The 16,278-nt window shown below is 60.2% G+C and carries 19 protein-coding genes; 12 read left to right on the forward strand and 7 right to left on the reverse strand.

The window, feature by feature from the left end; genetic code table 11:
* Positions 1-3: 3 nt before the first annotated feature.
* Genes mobA through TRM7615_RS06460 form a run of 4 tightly spaced genes read left to right on the forward strand, consistent with a single transcriptional unit; the run spans position 4 to position 3,216 of the window.
* On the forward strand, positions 4-600 hold the full coding sequence (gene mobA, locus TRM7615_RS06445) for a molybdenum cofactor guanylyltransferase MobA (protein WP_108786090.1): 597 nt from the start codon (positions 4-6) through the stop codon (positions 598-600).
* Positions 597-1,088: a molybdopterin-guanine dinucleotide biosynthesis protein B gene (gene mobB / locus TRM7615_RS06450; protein WP_108786091.1), complete on the forward strand. Its 492-nt coding sequence runs from the start codon at positions 597-599 to the stop codon at positions 1,086-1,088. Before mobA ends, mobB begins: the two co-directional genes overlap by 4 nt.
* Positions 1,085-1,960: a hypothetical protein gene (locus tag TRM7615_RS06455; protein WP_108786092.1), complete on the forward strand. Its 876-nt coding sequence runs from the start codon at positions 1,085-1,087 to the stop codon at positions 1,958-1,960. Before mobB ends, TRM7615_RS06455 begins: the two co-directional genes overlap by 4 nt.
* Positions 1,957-3,216, forward strand: a complete 1,260-nt coding sequence (locus TRM7615_RS06460) for a molybdopterin-binding protein (protein WP_108786093.1) — start codon at positions 1,957-1,959, stop codon at positions 3,214-3,216. The genes TRM7615_RS06455 and TRM7615_RS06460 overlap by 4 nt, the downstream gene beginning before the upstream one ends.
* A 160-nt stretch (positions 3,217-3,376) precedes the next feature.
* Here the strand turns inward: TRM7615_RS06460 and TRM7615_RS06465 are convergent, their stop codons facing one another.
* The 3 genes from TRM7615_RS06465 to TRM7615_RS06475 all read right to left on the reverse strand — a co-directional run bounded on the left by TRM7615_RS06465 (position 3,377) and on the right by TRM7615_RS06475 (position 5,400).
* Positions 3,377-4,399, reverse strand: coding sequence for a hypothetical protein (locus tag TRM7615_RS06465; protein WP_108786094.1), 1,023 nt, complete (start codon positions 4,397-4,399; stop codon positions 3,377-3,379).
* 13 nt (positions 4,400-4,412) lie between these two features.
* The gene (greA, locus tag TRM7615_RS06470) at positions 4,413-4,883 is read right to left on the reverse strand and encodes a transcription elongation factor GreA (protein ID WP_108786095.1); all 471 of its coding nucleotides are present in this window, start codon (positions 4,881-4,883) and stop codon (positions 4,413-4,415) included.
* 136 nt (positions 4,884-5,019) lie between these two features.
* Positions 5,020-5,400 carry a VOC family protein gene (locus TRM7615_RS06475; RefSeq protein ID WP_108786096.1) on the reverse strand — a complete coding sequence of 127 codons (381 nt, stop codon included), beginning with the start codon at positions 5,398-5,400 and terminating at the stop codon, positions 5,020-5,022.
* Positions 5,401-5,489: 89 nt separating this feature from the next.
* On the opposite strand from TRM7615_RS06475, the gene soxR reads away from it, so the two are divergent.
* The 5 genes from soxR (at position 5,490) to TRM7615_RS06500 (ending at position 11,106) form a co-directional block, all read left to right on the forward strand.
* A complete protein-coding gene (gene soxR, locus TRM7615_RS06480) occupies positions 5,490-5,945 on the forward strand; it encodes a redox-sensitive transcriptional activator SoxR (protein ID WP_108786097.1) in 456 nt (151 codons plus the stop codon).
* 128 nt (positions 5,946-6,073) lie between these two features.
* Positions 6,074-7,720, forward strand: coding sequence for an electron transfer flavoprotein-ubiquinone oxidoreductase (locus TRM7615_RS06485; RefSeq protein ID WP_108786098.1), 1,647 nt, complete (start codon positions 6,074-6,076; stop codon positions 7,718-7,720).
* A gap of 131 nt (positions 7,721-7,851) precedes the next feature.
* Positions 7,852-8,307 (forward strand): VOC family protein, encoded by a 456-nt coding sequence (locus TRM7615_RS06490; protein ID WP_235824036.1) that lies wholly within the window; start codon positions 7,852-7,854, stop codon positions 8,305-8,307.
* A 272-nt stretch (positions 8,308-8,579) separates the two neighbouring features.
* The gene (locus TRM7615_RS06495) at positions 8,580-10,295 is read left to right on the forward strand and encodes a tetratricopeptide repeat protein (protein ID WP_370739781.1); all 1,716 of its coding nucleotides are present in this window, start codon (positions 8,580-8,582) and stop codon (positions 10,293-10,295) included.
* Entirely contained in the window at positions 10,285-11,106 is an 822-nt protein-coding gene (locus TRM7615_RS06500) for a 4-(cytidine 5'-diphospho)-2-C-methyl-D-erythritol kinase (protein WP_108786101.1), read from the forward strand. Before TRM7615_RS06495 ends, TRM7615_RS06500 begins: the two co-directional genes overlap by 11 nt.
* On the opposite strand, the gene TRM7615_RS06505 is transcribed toward TRM7615_RS06500, so the two are convergent.
* A complete protein-coding gene (locus tag TRM7615_RS06505) occupies positions 11,099-12,097 on the reverse strand; it encodes a polyprenyl synthetase family protein (RefSeq protein WP_108786102.1) in 999 nt (332 codons plus the stop codon). The two genes, TRM7615_RS06500 and TRM7615_RS06505, sit on opposite strands and share 8 nt — an antisense overlap.
* 56 nt (positions 12,098-12,153) lie before the next feature.
* Here TRM7615_RS06505 and TRM7615_RS06510 point away from each other — a divergent pair, with 56 nt between their 5' ends.
* The 3 genes from TRM7615_RS06510 (at position 12,154) to TRM7615_RS06520 (ending at position 13,418) form a co-directional block, all read left to right on the forward strand.
* The gene (locus tag TRM7615_RS06510) at positions 12,154-12,369 is read left to right on the forward strand and encodes a putative signal transducing protein (protein WP_108786103.1); all 216 of its coding nucleotides are present in this window, start codon (positions 12,154-12,156) and stop codon (positions 12,367-12,369) included.
* 4 nt (positions 12,370-12,373) lie between these two features.
* Positions 12,374-13,141 (forward strand): tRNA1(Val) (adenine(37)-N6)-methyltransferase, encoded by a 768-nt coding sequence (locus TRM7615_RS06515; protein ID WP_108786104.1) that lies wholly within the window; start codon positions 12,374-12,376, stop codon positions 13,139-13,141.
* A 112-nt stretch (positions 13,142-13,253) separates the two neighbouring features.
* Positions 13,254-13,418 (forward strand): YdcH family protein, encoded by a 165-nt coding sequence (locus TRM7615_RS06520; RefSeq protein WP_085797374.1) that lies wholly within the window; start codon positions 13,254-13,256, stop codon positions 13,416-13,418.
* On the opposite strand, the gene yddG is transcribed toward TRM7615_RS06520, so the two are convergent.
* From yddG to phbB, 3 genes are all read right to left on the reverse strand, one after another.
* Positions 13,415-14,281, reverse strand: a complete 867-nt coding sequence (gene yddG, locus TRM7615_RS06525) for an aromatic amino acid exporter YddG (RefSeq protein ID WP_108786105.1) — start codon at positions 14,279-14,281, stop codon at positions 13,415-13,417. The genes TRM7615_RS06520 and yddG overlap by 4 nt on opposite strands.
* Positions 14,278-15,225, reverse strand: coding sequence for a transcriptional regulator GcvA (locus TRM7615_RS06530; RefSeq protein WP_108786106.1), 948 nt, complete (start codon positions 15,223-15,225; stop codon positions 14,278-14,280). The genes yddG and TRM7615_RS06530 overlap by 4 nt, the downstream gene beginning before the upstream one ends.
* A gap of 306 nt (positions 15,226-15,531) precedes the next feature.
* Positions 15,532-16,254 (reverse strand): acetoacetyl-CoA reductase, encoded by a 723-nt coding sequence (gene phbB, locus TRM7615_RS06535; protein ID WP_108786107.1) that lies wholly within the window; start codon positions 16,252-16,254, stop codon positions 15,532-15,534.
* Positions 16,255-16,278 lie beyond the last annotated feature (24 nt).

Below are 16,278 nucleotides of genomic sequence, written 5' to 3' on the forward strand. Positions count from 1 at the left end.
TGAATGCAACAACCTCTCGGAGTGATCCTGGCCGGGGGCCAGGCCCGCCGGATGGGCGGTGGCGACAAGGGCGCTTTGGTCCTGGGTGGGCGCAGCCTGCTGGATCGCGTTATTGACCGGCTAGGGCCGCAGGTGGACAGGTTGGTGCTGAATGCCAATGGCGATCCGCAGCGGTTTGTTGAATATGGTCTGCCCGTGGTGCCTGACAGCCTGGCCGACTATCCGGGACCGTTGGCCGGTGTTCTGGCGGGGATGGAATATGCTGCGGATCAGGGTTTCACTCACATCGTAACAGCTGCCGCAGACACGCCGTTTTTTCCCGAAGATCTGACTGAGCGTCTGACCCGTGCCGCTGAGCGCGCCAGTACGCCGATTGCTCTGGCGGCGACCCATGAAGAGGGGCGGATGAATCGGCACCCGACCTTTGGCCTTTGGCCCGTCAACTTGCGGGCCGACTTGCGCGCGGCACTTCAGGATGGGCTGCGCAAGGTGGTGCTGTGGACCGACAAGCACGGCGCGGCCTCGGCCCCCTTTGACGACAACGCATTCTTCAACATCAACACACCCGAAGACCTCGCGCAGGCCGAGACGATGCTATGAAGATTTATGGCGTCACGGGGTGGAAGAACTCGGGTAAGACCGGGTTGATGGAGCGGCTGGTGAGCGAGTTCACCGCGCGCGGGTTGAGCGTCTCGACGATCAAGCACTCGCACCACAGCGCGGATGTGGACCACCCCGGCACCGACAGTCACCGCCACCGGCAAGCAGGTGCGCAAGAGGTGGTTTTGGCCTCAAGAAACCGTGTAGCTATCATGCAAGAGCTGCGCGGTGCGTCCGAACCGCCCCTTGCTGAATTGCTGGGTCGGCTCCACCCGGTCGATCTGGTGCTGATCGAGGGGTACAAGCGTGAAGCTCATCCCAAGATCGAGACCTTTCGCAAGGCGTCGGGCAACGAGTTGATCGCGCCGAACGATCCCAAGATCCGAGCGGTGGCCAGTGACACGGCTCTGGATTTGGAGCGGCCGGTGTTTGATCTGGATGACACCGCCGCGATTGCAGATTTCATCGCGCAAGAGGTTGATTTGTGAGGCCGTTTGATACGGTTCTGATGGTGGATTGGTCAGCAGGGCAACGTCGCCCGGTAAAGCCCACGAAAGACGCGATCTGGATCGGCATCGCGCGGGCAGGGACGTCGGACGAACCGGTATACTGCCGCAACCGGCGAGAGGCCGAGGCGTGGCTGGCCGAGTTCTTTGACGCGGAAACAGCCGCAGGGCGACGCGTGTTTGCGGGTTTTGATTTCCCCTTTGGCTATCCAAAAGGGTTCGCGCGCCGTGTTACCGGATCGAATGATCCCTTTGCGCTGTGGGATTGGCTTGAGACGCGGATAGATGATGACGACAGGGGCAACAACAATCGCTTTGATGTGGCTCAGCAGATCAACCACCTGTTCGATGGGCCGGGGCCGTTCTGGGGTAAACCGCACAAGGATCGCTGGCCGGATATCCCATATGTCAAAAAGGGCATTCCCTTCGATCAGGTGGCCGAGCGCCGCGCGGCCGACCTGGAGGCCAAGGCGGCATCGAGCTGTTTTCAACTGTTCTACAATCCCACGGTGGGCAGTCAGATTCTGATGGGTTTGCCGGTCTTGGCTCGACTGCGCAGGCGCGGTGATGTGGCCGTCTGGCCGTTTGAGGGCTGCCATGACGCCGGGGTGGTGCTGGCCGAGGTTTGGCCAGGTCTGATCGAACCAGCCGTCAAACAGGAGATGCAGGGTGCATCGACGCAGGAAATCCGCGACCGGGTGCAGGTTCGATTGCTCAGCCGGGCGATCTCCTTGCTTGAGATCAAAGAGTTCGACACATTGATGACGCAGGTTCCGGATGTGGCCAAGGAAGAGGCTTGGATCTTTGGAACTGGCTATACGGACCGTTTGATTGAACTGGCGCTGCAAAAATGACTGACCTGAGCCCACCGCCCCTGCGGAATGATTGTTTTGCCTTGCCTGCTGGCGTGAACTGGACGCCGGTGGACGAGGCTTTGGCGTTGTTGCGGGATCGTCTGACCCCGGTGACAGCTGCTGAAGACGTGGCAATTGGCGATGCCTTGGGCCGTATCTTGGCGCAGAATGTGGTCGCACTGCGGTCCAACCCGCCACAGGCAAACTCTGCGGTAGATGGCTATGGTTTTGCTGGGGCTGTGCCCGAAGGTGCTCATGTCCTGCCGCTGATGCAGGGACGCGCGGCGGCGGGTGTGCCTTATGCCGGTGCCGTGCCTGCGGGAACGGCGCTGCGGGTGCTGACAGGCGCGGCTCTTCCCAAGGGGGTAGACACGGTGATCCTGGAAGAAGACGTAAACGCAAATGACGGCCAAATCGCCTTTCGCGGCCCGCTCAAGCAAGGCGCCAACGCCCGCAAGGCGGGCGAGGATGTGGTGGCAGGGGATGTCGCGCTGACTGCCGGACGGGTGCTTACACCTGCTGATCTGGCTCTGCTATCTGCGACCGGCGTGGCCCGAGTCCACGTACGCAAGCCGCTGCGGGTTGCAGTGATTTCGACCGGGGATGAGCTGGTGGACCCCGGGCAGCCTGCGGGCGAGGGGCAGATATTTGATGCCAACCGTCCCATGTTGCTGTCGATGGTTCGGCGATTTGGAGCAGAGACAATCGACATGGGCCGGGTCGCAGACGACAGGGCTGCGCTGCGCGCGGCGCTCGACAGCGCCGCGGCGCAGGCAGACGTCATCCTGACCAGCGGCGGAGCGTCCGCGGGCGATGAGGATCACGTATCAGCCCTGTTGACCGAAGCGGGTGCGATGCAGGAATGGCGGATTGCGGTGAAACCTGGGCGTCCTTTGGCATTGGGGATGTGGCAAGGTCGGCCCGTCTTTGGCTTGCCGGGCAATCCGGTCGCGGCCATGGTCTGTACGCTGGTGTTTGCACGGCCTGCAGTGGCGCTGTTGGCGGGGGCAGGCTGGAACGAACCGCAAGGCTTTTTGCTTCCTGCCGCGTTCGAAAAGCGCAAAAAGCCGGGGAGGCGTGAATACCTGCGCGGCCGTATCCGGGATGGCAAGGTGGAGGCCTTCAAATCAGAAGGATCAGGGCGGATCAGCGGCCTCAGTTGGGCCGAAGGACTGATCGAGATCGAAGACGGCGCGCGGCAAATCCAACCAGGAGATCCCGTGCGTTTCATTCCATTCACTAGCTATGGCCTTTGATCCATGAGCTAGCGGGTTACGTTTCTTCCAAGAAGTGGCAACCGACGGGCTTTTCAGGTTTTTCGACGTTCTCAGGTGTTTGCCGGGGGCACGAAATTCTGCATGGGCAATAGCGGCTTGCAAAACACGGCTGGGGGCCGTCCGCAAAAACGCTCACGTGTTAGTCAAATGTACCGGCCACCCTGCCCAAAAGCATGAAGGCGCGCGCGGTGCGGGTTTCGCTGAGTGCTGAAATCTCAGCATCCTCTGCGACGGCCTCGAAATCCGTAAACATTTGATCGAACTTACGCAGGAAATGATGCGCCGCATCCCGAAAGATCGGATCTTGCTTCATTCTTCCCGCCGTCAAAGCGAGCGAAGATCTATCCCGCACGCCCCCCAAAGCGGCGACAGCTCGTCCACGGGCACCATGTGCAAACTGACGCCACACCTCGGGGCGGGCCATGTCGGGGCGCAGGTCGTCCATGTAGATACCGTCTTGTGACAACAACGTCAGCACGTCTTGCGCGGCCTGGATCAACTGCGCAGCCTTGCGGTCCTTGAGTGCGCGTCGGAGCGCTGCGAACCCTTCAGTGTCTTCTGCGGTTTCGGGGAAGTTGAGAGCACGAATGAAGTCATCCTGCGGCAGGGGCGGCGACAGGGCTTCGGCCGGAGTTCCCAGTTCAAGCGAACCTTGATTTGCGGCATCATCAACCGCAGCAGCGGATTCCGCTTGCGCAGGGCGCACGCCATCACGGCGCTTTGTCGAGAAGGTCGCCAATGTGGTTTCCGTCTTGCGCGCCGTTTCGGCAATCTCATCCAGCTTTTTGGCCACGGACGGTTCTTGTCCAACCGACGCACGCTGCTGCTGTGTCACATAAGCGTGTCGAATCGCATCAATGGCAGTTTGCAAGCGTTGGCTTTCTTCGCGCATCACACGGCTGGACCGCGCCGCGGTGGCTGCAACCCAAATCATCGCCACCGGCATGAACACGGCCAACATTGCCACCAGATAGCCGATCTCGCCCAATTGCTCGCCGATCGGCGGTCCAAACGTAAAGAACGCAATCGCACCGCCCAGCCACAGCACACTCAATGCAATGGCTGCCAGTTCAATTCCCGTGATGGCCGATTGCTTGGGCTTGTCATAAATCCCAAGCGGCGTGGGCTGTGCAGAATTTGGGTCGGGCGAGGGGCCGGACATGGGCGTCAATCCGTTAGGAAAACTCGATATTCAGAACCTCGTAGGATCGTACACCACCTGGGGTGCGAACCTCAACGCTGTCGCCTTCGTCTTTGCCGATCAAAGCACGGGCGATAGGCGATTTTATGTTCAACAGGCCCTTTTCGATGTTGGCTTCATGTTCGCCAACGATCATCCAGGTCTTTTCCTCGTCGGTGTCTTCGTCGACCAGCGTGACCTTGGCGCCGAACTTGATGGTGCCCTTCAGTTTGGCGGGGTCGATGACCTCGGCCAGGGACAAAACGCCTTCTAGCTCTTTGATGCGCCCTTCGATGAAGCCCTGCTTTTCGCGGGCCGAATGGTATTCGGCGTTTTCCTTCAGGTCGCCCAATTCGCGCGCCGAGGCGATGGCCTCGATGATGGCGGGGCGTTCAACGGATTTCAGGTGCTTCAACTCGGTTTCGAGTGCTGCAAACCCCGACGGGGTCATTGGGATCTTTTCCATCTGCAACCGGTCCACTTAAAATATCTGTCGCCCCGCCGCGTAAAAAGCGCCGGGGCGACTGTTTGGGTTGAAGGATACCTGACCTAAACCCGGGGCAGATTGCAAGAGGCAAGCGTGTCGCCACGCAGGCGAAGGCCTATTTGTAGGACACGACTTCGAACTCGATGCCGTTGTCGTCGTCAAAGTAGAACCTTTGTCCTGGCTCATAGTCGGCATGATTGTGCGGCTCAAACCCAGCGTCGCGTACCAATGCCTCGGTCGTCTTGATGTCATTCACCAGCACCCCCACGTGGTTGAGCCCGCCAATCATGTCATAGCTGCTTTCTTGCGAGGTTTGCGGGGCCTTTGGTGCATAGAGGGCGAGATAACTGTCATCCGATCCGACATGCACAGTGTATCCACCCGCCAGCGAGTCACCTTCCCAACGGGTTTTCCACCCAAAAACCTTGTGCATCCAGGCGGCAGTGGCGCGAGGGTCGGCGACGGTGAAGTTTGTGTGTTCCAAAGTGGCTGTCATCTGGCTCAATTCCTTTGCAGCTTTGTTGATCTTGAGGTAGCCTAATTTCTAAACCTAACTTTAGGTCAAGCTATTTTTTGTGAGGTACTATGCCCCCTTCTGACGGACTTCCAATCGGTGCTTTGGCCGAACGAACTGGATTGGCTGTTTCTGCCATTCGGTACTACGAGGATCAGGGTCTAATCGCGCCCTGGCGTAACCCGGGTGGGCAACGACGCTATCAGCGTGCAGATATCCGGCGACTGAGTTTTGTGATGATTGCGCAGCAATTTGGCCTGTCCCTGCCTGAGATCCGTGAGGTGCTGAGCGGACTGCCCGGCAACCGGACACCAACAAAGGCGGATTGGAACCGGATCAGCAAAGGGCTGCGCAAACATCTGGACGAGCGAATCAACACTTTGCTGCGATTGCGTGACAATTTGGACGGATGTATTGGGTGCGGCTGCCTCAGCCTGCCCAATTGCAGGCTGTACAACCCAGAAGATCGGGCAAAAAAGCGCGGAAGCGGCCCAAGGTATCTCATGGGCGACACACCCGAGACCTGATTGCCGCGATGCAGCATGTGACGCTCAGTTTTATTTGACCTTGGGGGCCCCCAAAGGGTAATCACCCACGAAACAAAATTGCGCCCAACGGGGCCACTAGCGAAAAGATAGCCAAGGAGCGCCACCAAATGGCCGAGATTGAACGCGAAGCGATGGAATACGACGTAGTGATCGTCGGTGCAGGCCCTGCGGGTCTGTCGGCGGCCATTCGTCTGAAACAGCTGGATGCAGACCTGAACGTCGTCGTTCTGGAAAAAGGCTCGGAAGTTGGCGCGCACATCCTGTCAGGCGCGGTTCTGGACCCCTGCGGCCTAGATGCGCTGATCCCGGACTGGAAAGAAAAGGGCGCGCCCCTGACCGTTCCGGTCAAAGAAGACAACTTCTACATGCTGGGCGAGGCGGGTCAGATCCGCATCCCGAATTTCCCCATGCCGCCGCTGATGAACAACCACGGCAATTACATCGTATCGATGGGCAACGTCTGCCGCTGGATGGCCGAGCAAGCCGAAGAGCTGGGTGTCGAAATCTTCCCCGGCATGGCGTGTTCAGAGCTGGTTTATGGTGACAACGGCGAAGTCAAAGGCGTCGTCGCCGGTGTCTTTGGTCTGGAACAGGACGGGTCTTACGGCCCCAACACCGAACCGGGGATGGAGCTGCACGGCAAATACGTCTTCCTGTCCGAAGGTGTCCGTGGCTCGCTCGCCAAAGAAGTCATCGCCAAATACGACCTGCAGGCCGGGAAAGAGCCGCAGAAATTTGGCGTTGGCATGAAAGAGATCTGGGAAGTCGACCCGGCCAAGCACAAGGAAGGCACTGTCACCCACACGATGGGCTGGCCTTTGGGCTCGAACGCGGGCGGCGGTTCGTTCATCTACCACCTGGACAACAATCAGGTTTACGTCGGTTTCGTGGTGCACCTGAACTACAAGAACCCGCACTTGTTCCCCTACATGGAATTCCAGCGCTTCAAGCACCACCCCGTCGTCGCGGACCTGCTCAAAGGCGGCAAGCGCGTGGCTTATGGCGCGCGTGCGATCACCGAGGGCGGCTATCAGTCGATGCCCAAGATGGTGGCACCTGGTGTGGCGCTGCTGGGCTGCTCGGTCGGCATGGTCAACGTGCCGCGCATCAAGGGCAACCACAACGCAATGCTGTCCGGTAAGGCCGCGGCCGAAGCCGCCCATGACGCGATCAAGGCCGAGCGTTCGGGCGATGAGCTGTCCGATTACGAAGTCGAAGTGCGCACCGGCCCCATCGGCAGCGATCTGAAAAAGGTCCGCAACGTCAAGCCGATCTGGTCCAAGTGGGGCCTGACCGCATCGCTGATGCTGGGTGGTCTGGACATGTGGACCAACACCTTCGGCTTCTCGCTGTTTGGTACTGTCAGCCACGGCAAAAACGACGCGGATTCGACCGGCAAGGCAGCGGACTACCAGCCGATCGACTACCCGAAACCCGACGGCGTCCTGTCGTTCGACCGCCTGACCAATGTGTCGTTTGCGGCCACCAACCACGAGGAAAGCCAGCCCTGCCACTTGCGCCTGGCCGACCCGAACATCCCCGTCAATGTGAACCTGCCCCAGTTCGACGAACCGGCGCAGCGTTACTGCCCGGCAGGTGTCTACGAAGTGGTCGAAAAGGACGGCAAGCCGGACTTTGTGGTGAACTTCCAGAACTGCGTCCACTGCAAGACCTGCGACATCAAGGACCCCAGCCAGAACATCACTTGGGTCACTCCGCAGGGCGGCGACGGCCCCAACTATCCCAATATGTGATCTGGTCCAGATACAGCAATGCAGACGCCGGGTGCCCCAAAGCGCCCGGCGTTTTTTTTGTCTTGATCTCAAGTGTGCTTGAGGTCGCAAGGTAAGGCCTGCATCTTGATCAAAAAAAGCGGGGGGCGGCCGTGAGCGCGAATATTCTCGGGATATATGAAACGCATCTTCCGGTGCGAGATCTTGAGCGGTCGGTTGCTTTCTATCGCGACAAACTCGGGTTGGAGTTGGCCGAGGTGCTGCCGGACAGGAAGGTTGCGTTCTTTTGGGTTGGGAAGAAGGAAAAGGGGATGTTGGGGCTGTGGCAGTCAGGTTCAGGGCCGTTGAACATGACGCTGCACTTTGCCTTTCGGTGCGACTTGGGCGCGGTGATCTCTGGTTGCGAGACGCTCATGGCCCAAGGCATTCAACCGTTGGGGTTTCACGGCGAACCTGTGACCGAGCCGGTGGTGATAGGATGGATGCCTGCCCTGTCGCTCTACTTCAAGGATCCCGATGGCCATTCGATCGAGATGCTGGCCGTGCTGCCGGACACGCCCGACCCGGAGTTTGGCGTGCAGAGCCATTCGGCCTGGTTGGCGCGCTGAACGCGTGTTTGGGTGGGTCACGGTATCGGGAGTGCTCCCGCCCATCGTCGGTGCCCCTATTGGGACACCTTCTCTGGTTGGGCCGGGCGCCTGGCTCGTCGCTCGGCGCGGTACCGCTGATTGGCGGCGACTTAAGCGGATCGCAGGCGATGTGGGCCTGGTGAATGGGCAAAAACCTGTCGCTGTCTACCATGTGAAGCCGAGCAGCATTGCCTCGGACCGCGGGACGGCCTAGCTTTAGCCCGAGCTCATGAGAAAAAGGCAGGCATTTGGTGTTTCCCCTCGTTCGTACCGCGGCAGCCGTCGCTTTGGCCATATCGCTGACACTCCCGACCGTCGTCCAGGCGGACACCGGGGCCGGATCGTATCTGGCGGGGCGGCAGGCTATCTATGACAGCGATTTTGAGGCCTCGGCGCGGTATTACACCCAAGCCTTGATGAAGGACCCCAAGAATCCTGGCCTGATGGAGAATGTGATCCTGTCGCAATTGGCCTTGGGGCAGGTGGAACGTGCCTTGCCGGTGGCACAAACGCTTGAGGCTTTGGGGTTGGGCAGTCAGATGGCCTCCATGGCCGTTGTCGCGAACCTGATCACGACCGAAGCCTATGACGAGTTGTTGAGCCGCACTGAAGGCGAACAGGCGGTCAGCCTGTTGGTGGATGGCCTGCTGATTGGGTGGGCCCATATGGGTGCGGGCTCGGTCGGCAAGGCGCTGGCCCAGTTCGACAAGCTGGGGGACGAGGCGGGTTTGCGCGGCTTTGCACTGTATCACAAGGCGATGGCCTTGGCTTCGGTCGGTGATTTCGAAGGCGCCGATGCGATCTTCTCGGGCGAAGACGGGCAGCAAGCAACGATGACACGCCGCGCGGTGCTGGCCAATGTCGAGATTCTGTCGCAGCTGGGCCGCAATGACGACGCGCTTGAGGTGATGGCCGATGTCTTTGCAGGTCGGTTCGACCCCGGCCTGACCGACGTCGCCGACAAGTTGGCCCAAGGCGAGACCCTGCCGTTCAGCCAGGTGCGCGGCGTGCGCGACGGGATGGCTGAGGTGTTCTTTACCATCGGAGCCGCGCTGAGTGGTGAGGCCTCTGACGACTATGCGCTGATCTATTCCCGGATGGCGGGTTATCTGCGCCCCGATCACAATGACGCCCTGTTGCTGAGCGCCAGTTTGCTTGAAAATCTCGGCCAGTACGACTTGTCGGTCGATACCTACAAGAGCATCCCCGCGGACAACCCCGACCATTTTGCCGCCGAGCTTGGTCGGGCAGAAGCTTTGCGCCGCGCAGCGAAACCGGATGCCGCGATCGAGGTGCTGGAGCAGCTGACCCGTGAATACCCCGAGCTTCAAGCGGTGCATTCGGCCCTGGGTGATCTGCTGCGTCAGCAAGAGGAATACACCCAAGCGGTCGCGGCCTATGACAAGGCGCTTGAGTTCACGGATGAAGAAGCCGCCAACCGCTGGTTTATCCTTTACGCCCGTGGGATCAGCCATGAGCGTCTGAAGCAATGGCCCCAGGCCGAAGCAGATTTCCGCACCGCGCTGGAACTGGAACCGGATCAGCCGCAGGTGCTCAACTACTTGGGCTATTCGCTGGTCGAGAAGCAGGAAAAGCTGGACGAGGCGTTGTCGATGATCGAACGCGCTGTCGCGGCGCGCCCTGACAGTGGCTATATCGTCGACAGCCTTGGCTGGGTCTTGTTCCGACTGGGTCGGTATGACGAAGCAGTGGGCCACATGGAGCGCGCGGTCGAGCTGATGCCGATCGATCCGGTGGTCAACGACCATCTGGGCGATGTCTATTGGGCCGTCGGCCGCACCCGCGAGGCCGAGTTCCAGTGGAGCCGCGCCCTGTCATTCATTGACCCCGAGGACACCGACAGCGAGGCCGACCCGGAACGCATCCGCCGCAAGCTGGAAGTGGGCTTGGACGAGGTTCTGGCCGAAGAGGGCGCTGCGCCCCTTCAGGTGGCCAATGACGGCTGAGGCGCTGGCGCCAGCCAAGGTCAATCTATCCCTTCACGTGACTGGCCGTCGGGATGATGGCTATCACCTGCTGGATTCTATCGTTGTCTTCGCTGATTTCGGTGATCGCTTGCGATTGACACCGGGCGAGGCGTTGTCTTTGGCCGTGGATGGCCCGTTCTCAGGCGGGGTTCCAACGGATGACCGCAATCTTGTGTGGCGCGCGCTAGAGGGTGCCGGATGGACCGGCCAAGTGGATTTGCACAAAGCTCTGCCGCATGGCGCAGGCATTGGCGGTGGTTCCTCGGACGCGGCTATGGCACTGCGCATTCTTACGGATCAGGGGGGGGGCATCCCTGATGGCTTGCCGCTCTCATTGGGTGCCGATGTTCCCGTTTGCATGTATGCACGTGCCGCGCGGATGCAGGGCATTGGCGAGCGGATCGCACCGCTAAATTTGCCAACGCTTCCAGCGCTGTTGGTCAATCCGGGCGTCGCCGTGCCCACGGGTGCAGTGTTCTCGGGCCTTGAGAGCCGCGACAATGCGCCAATGCCGGATCACGTGCCCGAGTTTGCGGCGGTCGAAGACTGCGCTGATTGGCTGTTGGACCAACGTAACGACCTGGAGCCACCCGCGATGACTGTCGCGCCCGAGATCGAGCGCGTCCTGTCGGACCTGCGCAACACGCGCAATATTCTGATGGCGCGGATGTCAGGGTCGGGGTCAACCTGCGTTGCGCTCTATCCCACAATGAAGGCCGCGCATTTCGCGGCCTATGTCATCGGCGCCGAGCACCCTGATTGGTGGTGCGTCGCGACCCAACTCAGTTGAGGCGCGACACCACGTAGTCGGCCAGATCGCGCAGCATGGTGCGGATTTCATGGTCGGGCAGTGCATCCAACGCTGCCTTGGCCTTGGCCGCCCAGCCGTTGGCGTCATCGCGGGTGGCGTCCAACGTGCCATATTTGGCCATCAGCGCCATCGCGTGTTCCAGGTCGCCCTCTTCCTGGCGACCCTTTTCGATGGTGCGTTCCCAGAAGGCCCGTTCATCAGCAGTGGCCTGAGCCACGGCCTTGATCACTGGCAGCGTCAGCTTGCGCTCGCGGAAATCGTCGCCGACGTTCTTGCCGGTGGCCTTGCTGTCGCCCTGATAATCCAGCAGGTCATCCGCGATCTGAAACGCGATGCCAAGTGCGTCGCCATAGTCGTAGAGCGCCTGCACCTGTTCATCGCTGGCATCCGCAATCACGCCGCCCACCTGAGTTGCGGCCGAAAACAGAGCTGCGGTTTTGCCGCGCACAACCTGCAAATAGATGCTCTCATCCGTCTTCAGATCGGTCGCGGCGGTCATCTGCAGCACTTCACCTTCTGCAATTGTGGCCGATGCGTTGGCAAGGATGTCCAGAACCTGCAACGAGCCGGTTTCGACCATCAGCTGGAAGCTGCGCGAAAACAGATAATCGCCCACCAGAACAGAGCTTTTGTTGTCCCACAGCAAGTTGGCGGTGGGGCGGCCCCGACGTTGCGCGCTTTCGTCTACCACGTCGTCGTGAAGCAGGGTGGCGGTGTGGATGAACTCCACCGTTGCCGCCAGGCGCAGATGATGCTCGCCCTGGTATCCGCAAAGACGCGCCGCTGCGAGCGTCAGCATCGGACGCAGGCGTTTGCCACCGGCGCTGACCAGATGCGCGGTCACTTCGGGGATGCGGGGGGCGTGTTCCGACGCCATCCGGGTCTGGATCAACTCGTTGACCGCAGCCATTTCACCGGCCAGCGTCGCGGCCAGTTGCTCATGAGGTTTCGAGACGGTGCTGATATTCATCACACTCCTGCTACAAGGCTCGACATATGCCCCACCTTGCCCTTACATCCGACGTCATGAAGGAACTATTGCGCAGTACCGATCCGACCATCATGGCCTTTGCCTCCGCCCTTCTTGAGGGCGAGGATATAGACTGCTTTCAGATGGACGTAAATATGAGCATCCTCGAAGGAGGCATCGGAATCTTCCCCCGCCGCATGATGGTGCGCGAAGAAGACTATGACGCGGCGGTGCGGGTGATGCGCGACAACGAAATTCCCTTGGGCAAATAAGTCCGTGTTTTCCGACGATCAGCTGACACAGAACGCCTTTTTGGGTGGGCGTTTGACCCTGTTTCAACCCCGCGATGGGTATCGTGCGGGTGTTGATCCGGTTCTGCTCGCCTCGGTTGTGCCTGCGCGTGCGGGTCAATCGGTGCTGGAGCTGGGATGCGGAGCCGGTGCGGCCATTTTGTCGCTGCTGACACGGGTCGCGGGGATGCAGGGGCACGGGGTGGAGTTGCAGCCTGACTACGCCGATTTGGCGCGTCGGAATGCAGCCCTGAACGAGCTGCCGCTCGACGTCACTTGTGCGGACTTGAGCACGCTCCCCAATGCATTGCGCCAGCAGCGGTTCCATCATGTCATCGCCAATCCCCCATATTATCGCAGCGGCGCCCATAGTCAGGCGCGCGATATGGGGCGCAGTGTCGCCCTGGGAGGGGACACGCCGCTTGCCACGTGGGTCGAGGTTGCCGCGCGTCGCTTGCTCCCCAAGGGGTATCTGCACATCATCCAGCGCACCGACCGTCTGCCCGAGTTGATCACTGCGTGTGAGGGGCGTTTGGGCGCGCTCGAGGTGCTGCCTCTGACCGCTCGACCGGGCCGTGCACCCGATCTTGTGATTCTCCGTGCGCGGAAAGAGGGAAAATCCCCGTTTCGCTTGCATGCGCCACAGATTCTTCACCAAGGCGACCGCCACACGGCTGACGTAGAAAGCTATGTCGCGGAAATCCGGTCGGTTTTGCGGGATGGGGCAGCTCTCAAATGGCCTGACGCTAGGTAAGCGGTTATCAGCCCATACGTCAGATTGATGACAGTTTCATGCACCTGCAGCGTGACAGAGTGATTTTCTTGTGCTCAACTTGTCCGGCATACAATTGAGAAGGAGGATTGCCATGAGCCTGAGCTCGCACCTGACGGAGCTGAAAAAGAAGCACGAGCATCTCAGTCTTGAAGTGGAAGAGGCACAGCGGTCACCCGGCATTGACGGGCTGCATCTGGCAAATCTGAAGAAACAAAAATTAAAGCTGAAAGAAGAAATCGAACGGTTGTCAGTCTAACCTGACATGCTGCTGCGGGCCGCGATCACTGCGCCGCCCGTGATCAACAAGGCCGCGATCGCCAAAGCCCAAGTAGGTGCGGCGATCCCGGCCACCACCAAAACCAGGGTCGACAACAGGGGCGCCGCGTAGGAGCTGGTGCCGAGCATCTGAATGTCCCCGCGTTTCACCCCGATATCCCAGACATAGAATGCCAGCCCGACGGGGCCGAGGCCCAAGCCCAGCGTCGAGGCCCAGCCCCACGTGCCTTGCGGCCAGACGGTTTCTTCGACTGCGAAATGCAGCCCCCAGGACGCGATGGCCGTAGCCACGCAGAACACGGCGACTGAGCTTGTTGGGACTTCTCCCATTCGTCGCGACAGCACCGAGTATCCTGACCACGTCAGTGCGCAAAGCAGGGCCAGCAGATACCCGGCGAGATATTCAGTCTGAAACCCACCACTGCCGCCGCCCAAGATGATCAGCGCCGCGCCGGAAAAGCCGAAACAGGCCCCGATCAGATGGCCCGGCTTCAATTGCTCGCCCGGCAATAGGCCCGAGAACAATACGATCAGCAGGGGCCATAGATAGGCAATCAACCCCGCTTCGGCCGCAGGGGCCAGGCGGAGTGCCGAGAAATAGAGTGCGTGATAGCCAAAGAGACCGATGGTGCCAAAAACATACACCTTGGTCGGAACGGTGCGCAGTTGACCCAGCCCGCCGCTGGTGGCCGTCCAGATCAACCCTAATGTCCCGCCGATGGTGAAACAGATGGCGTTCAGCAGCAGAGGCGGCGTTGGCGCGGACCCGACCGTCAACAGCGCCAGCAACGCCCACAGAAGGACGGCGACAAAGCCGATGGCGGTGGCTTGGGATTTGCTCATGCTGGGGGAACGTCCTCGACCGGAATAATGTCGAATTCGTCGGAGATATGCGCTGTCTTGTCAATCTCGGACACGAACCAATCGCGGAATGCTTTAACCTGTGGCCTTTCCTCGATGCCGGGTAGGCAGAGGAACCGAAAGCGGCCCGTGCTTTCGATGGCGGTTTTGAATGGCGCCACCAATCGCCCCTCTTGCAGGTCTTTGATAATCATAGCTCGCCGCCCAAGAACTGCACCAACCCCTGCTACGGCGGCATCCACGGCATGATCGGCGTTGGAAAAATGCGTGCCGTGTTCGGGGTTGTGCTGCACGCTGACCGCACGAAACCAGGTTGCCCAGTCACAGGGTGGGCGCAGAAAAGCGATGGAATCGTCAAAGATCAACGGGGCTTTTGTCAGGCTTTCCGGGGTTGGAAACTGCTCGGCCATTTCGGGCGACATCACCGGGGTCAGCCACTCTTTGCGCACCTGGACCGAATACAACCCCTCGTCAGGTCCGTATCCAAACCGGATCGCCACATCCACGTCGTCGCGGCGCAGATCGACCATGCGCAGAGTGGCGGAAAAGCTGAGGTCGATATCAGGATGCTGCCGCGCAAAATCATAAAGCCGGGGGGCAAGCCACTTTGCCGTCAGCGCCGGCCCCGCAGTGACAGTTAGTGACGTGTTATCCTGCAATCTGCGCGCGGCGCGCCAGGCGTCGGTCAGGGTTTGAAAGCCATCTGCCGCACCCGGTGCCAGAGCCCGCCCGGCCTCGGTCAGCTCGACCGCGCGGTTGAGGCGCTTGAACAGAGGATGCCCCAGATGTTCCTCCAGCGACTTGATTTGAAAAGACAGCGCGGCGGGCGTGACATTCAGCTCTTTTGCAGCGTGGGCAAAAGACATGTGACGGGCGGCGGCGTCAAAAGCGCGCAAAGCGGTCAAAGGGGGGAGGCGGTCGCTCATAGTCAGGTCAAATATTCTTAACTGAAGTCAGAAAAAGTCTCGTTTGTGCCTTTTCATTCGGTGGCACATATTGGGTGCAAGTCAAGACAAACTGATCTGAGAAAGGGCAAAGAGATGATCGAGATGACAACAAACCCCGCCGCCCAACGTGCATTCCAGCGTGCACACGCAGAGCGGTCCAAGGCCATCAAGTCGGTATTTAACTGGCTGTTCGGTTCCCGCTGAGCGCAGCGCGCGCGTTCTTACGGGATATGAAAAGGGCCGGTCCTGATGGACCGGCCCTTGCTTTTTGTCCGTCGCTAAAGCTTAGACGAAGAACTGCGCGCCGTTGGCCGAAATGGTCGAGCCGTTGACGAAGCCCGCGTCGTCCGCAACCAGGAACGACACGCAGCGTGCGATCTCGTCCGGCTCACCCAGGCGACCCGCCGGGATCTGTGCGATGATCGATTCGCGGACCTTTTCCGGAACGGCCATAACCATGTCGGTGCCGATGTAGCCGGGGCAAATGGCGTTGGCAGTGATGCCTGCGCGCGCGCCTTCTTGGGCCAGCGACTTCACGATGCCCAGATCGCCCGCTTTGGTCGCGGCATAGTTCACCTGAGCGAACTGGCCTTTCTGACCGTTGATCGAGCTGATGACGACAATACGACCGAACTTGCGCTCGCGCATGCCGGGCCAGATTGGGTGCACGGTGTTGAACACGCCGGTCAGGTTGGTGTCGATCACCTGATGCCACTGTTCAGGGGTCATCTTGTGGAACGGTGCATCGCGGGTGATGCCGGCATTGGCGACCACGATGTCGATCGGGCCCACTTCGGCTTCGACCTTGGCGATACCTGCGGCCGATTCCTCGTAGCTGGCAACGTTCCACTTGTAGGTGGCGATGCCGGTTTCTTCGGTGAACTGAGCGGCGGCTTCGTCGTTACCGGCATAGGTCGCGGCGACGTTGTAACCATCGGCCTTCAGGCGCTTGGAAATGGCTGCGCCGATGCCGCGCGAGCCACCGGTGACGAGTGCTGTTCTTGCCATTGAGGAATCCTCCAATTGAATTTG

It is taken from the genome of Falsiruegeria mediterranea M17, from assembly GCF_900302455.1.
GTDB classification, from domain to species: domain Bacteria; phylum Pseudomonadota; class Alphaproteobacteria; order Rhodobacterales; family Rhodobacteraceae; genus Falsiruegeria; species Falsiruegeria mediterranea.

Excerpts from the sequence above, each read along its gene's own strand:
- mobA (WP_108786090.1), top strand. The coding sequence starts at position 4 with ATGCAACAACCTCTCGGAGTGATCCTGGCCGGGGGCCAGGCCCGCCGG.
- mobB (WP_108786091.1), top strand. The coding sequence starts at position 597 with ATGAAGATTTATGGCGTCACGGGGTGGAAGAACTCGGGTAAGACCGGG.
- TRM7615_RS06460 (WP_108786093.1), top strand. The coding sequence starts at position 1,957 with ATGACTGACCTGAGCCCACCGCCCCTGCGGAATGATTGTTTTGCCTTG.
- TRM7615_RS06465 (WP_108786094.1), bottom strand. The coding sequence starts at position 4,399 with ATGTCCGGCCCCTCGCCCGACCCAAATTCTGCACAGCCCACGCCGCTT.
- greA (WP_108786095.1), bottom strand. The coding sequence starts at position 4,883 with ATGGAAAAGATCCCAATGACCCCGTCGGGGTTTGCAGCACTCGAAACC.
- TRM7615_RS06475 (WP_108786096.1), bottom strand. The coding sequence starts at position 5,400 with ATGACAGCCACTTTGGAACACACAAACTTCACCGTCGCCGACCCTCGC.
- soxR (WP_108786097.1), top strand. The coding sequence starts at position 5,490 with ATGCCCCCTTCTGACGGACTTCCAATCGGTGCTTTGGCCGAACGAACT.
- TRM7615_RS06485 (WP_108786098.1), top strand. The coding sequence starts at position 6,074 with ATGGCCGAGATTGAACGCGAAGCGATGGAATACGACGTAGTGATCGTC.
- TRM7615_RS06500 (WP_108786101.1), top strand. The coding sequence starts at position 10,285 with ATGACGGCTGAGGCGCTGGCGCCAGCCAAGGTCAATCTATCCCTTCAC.
- TRM7615_RS06505 (WP_108786102.1), bottom strand. The coding sequence starts at position 12,097 with ATGAATATCAGCACCGTCTCGAAACCTCATGAGCAACTGGCCGCGACG.
- TRM7615_RS06510 (WP_108786103.1), top strand. The coding sequence starts at position 12,154 with ATGAAGGAACTATTGCGCAGTACCGATCCGACCATCATGGCCTTTGCC.
- TRM7615_RS06520 (WP_085797374.1), top strand. The coding sequence starts at position 13,254 with ATGAGCCTGAGCTCGCACCTGACGGAGCTGAAAAAGAAGCACGAGCAT.
- yddG (WP_108786105.1), bottom strand. The coding sequence starts at position 14,281 with ATGAGCAAATCCCAAGCCACCGCCATCGGCTTTGTCGCCGTCCTTCTG.
- TRM7615_RS06530 (WP_108786106.1), bottom strand. The coding sequence starts at position 15,225 with ATGAGCGACCGCCTCCCCCCTTTGACCGCTTTGCGCGCTTTTGACGCC.
- phbB (WP_108786107.1), bottom strand. The coding sequence starts at position 16,254 with ATGGCAAGAACAGCACTCGTCACCGGTGGCTCGCGCGGCATCGGCGCA.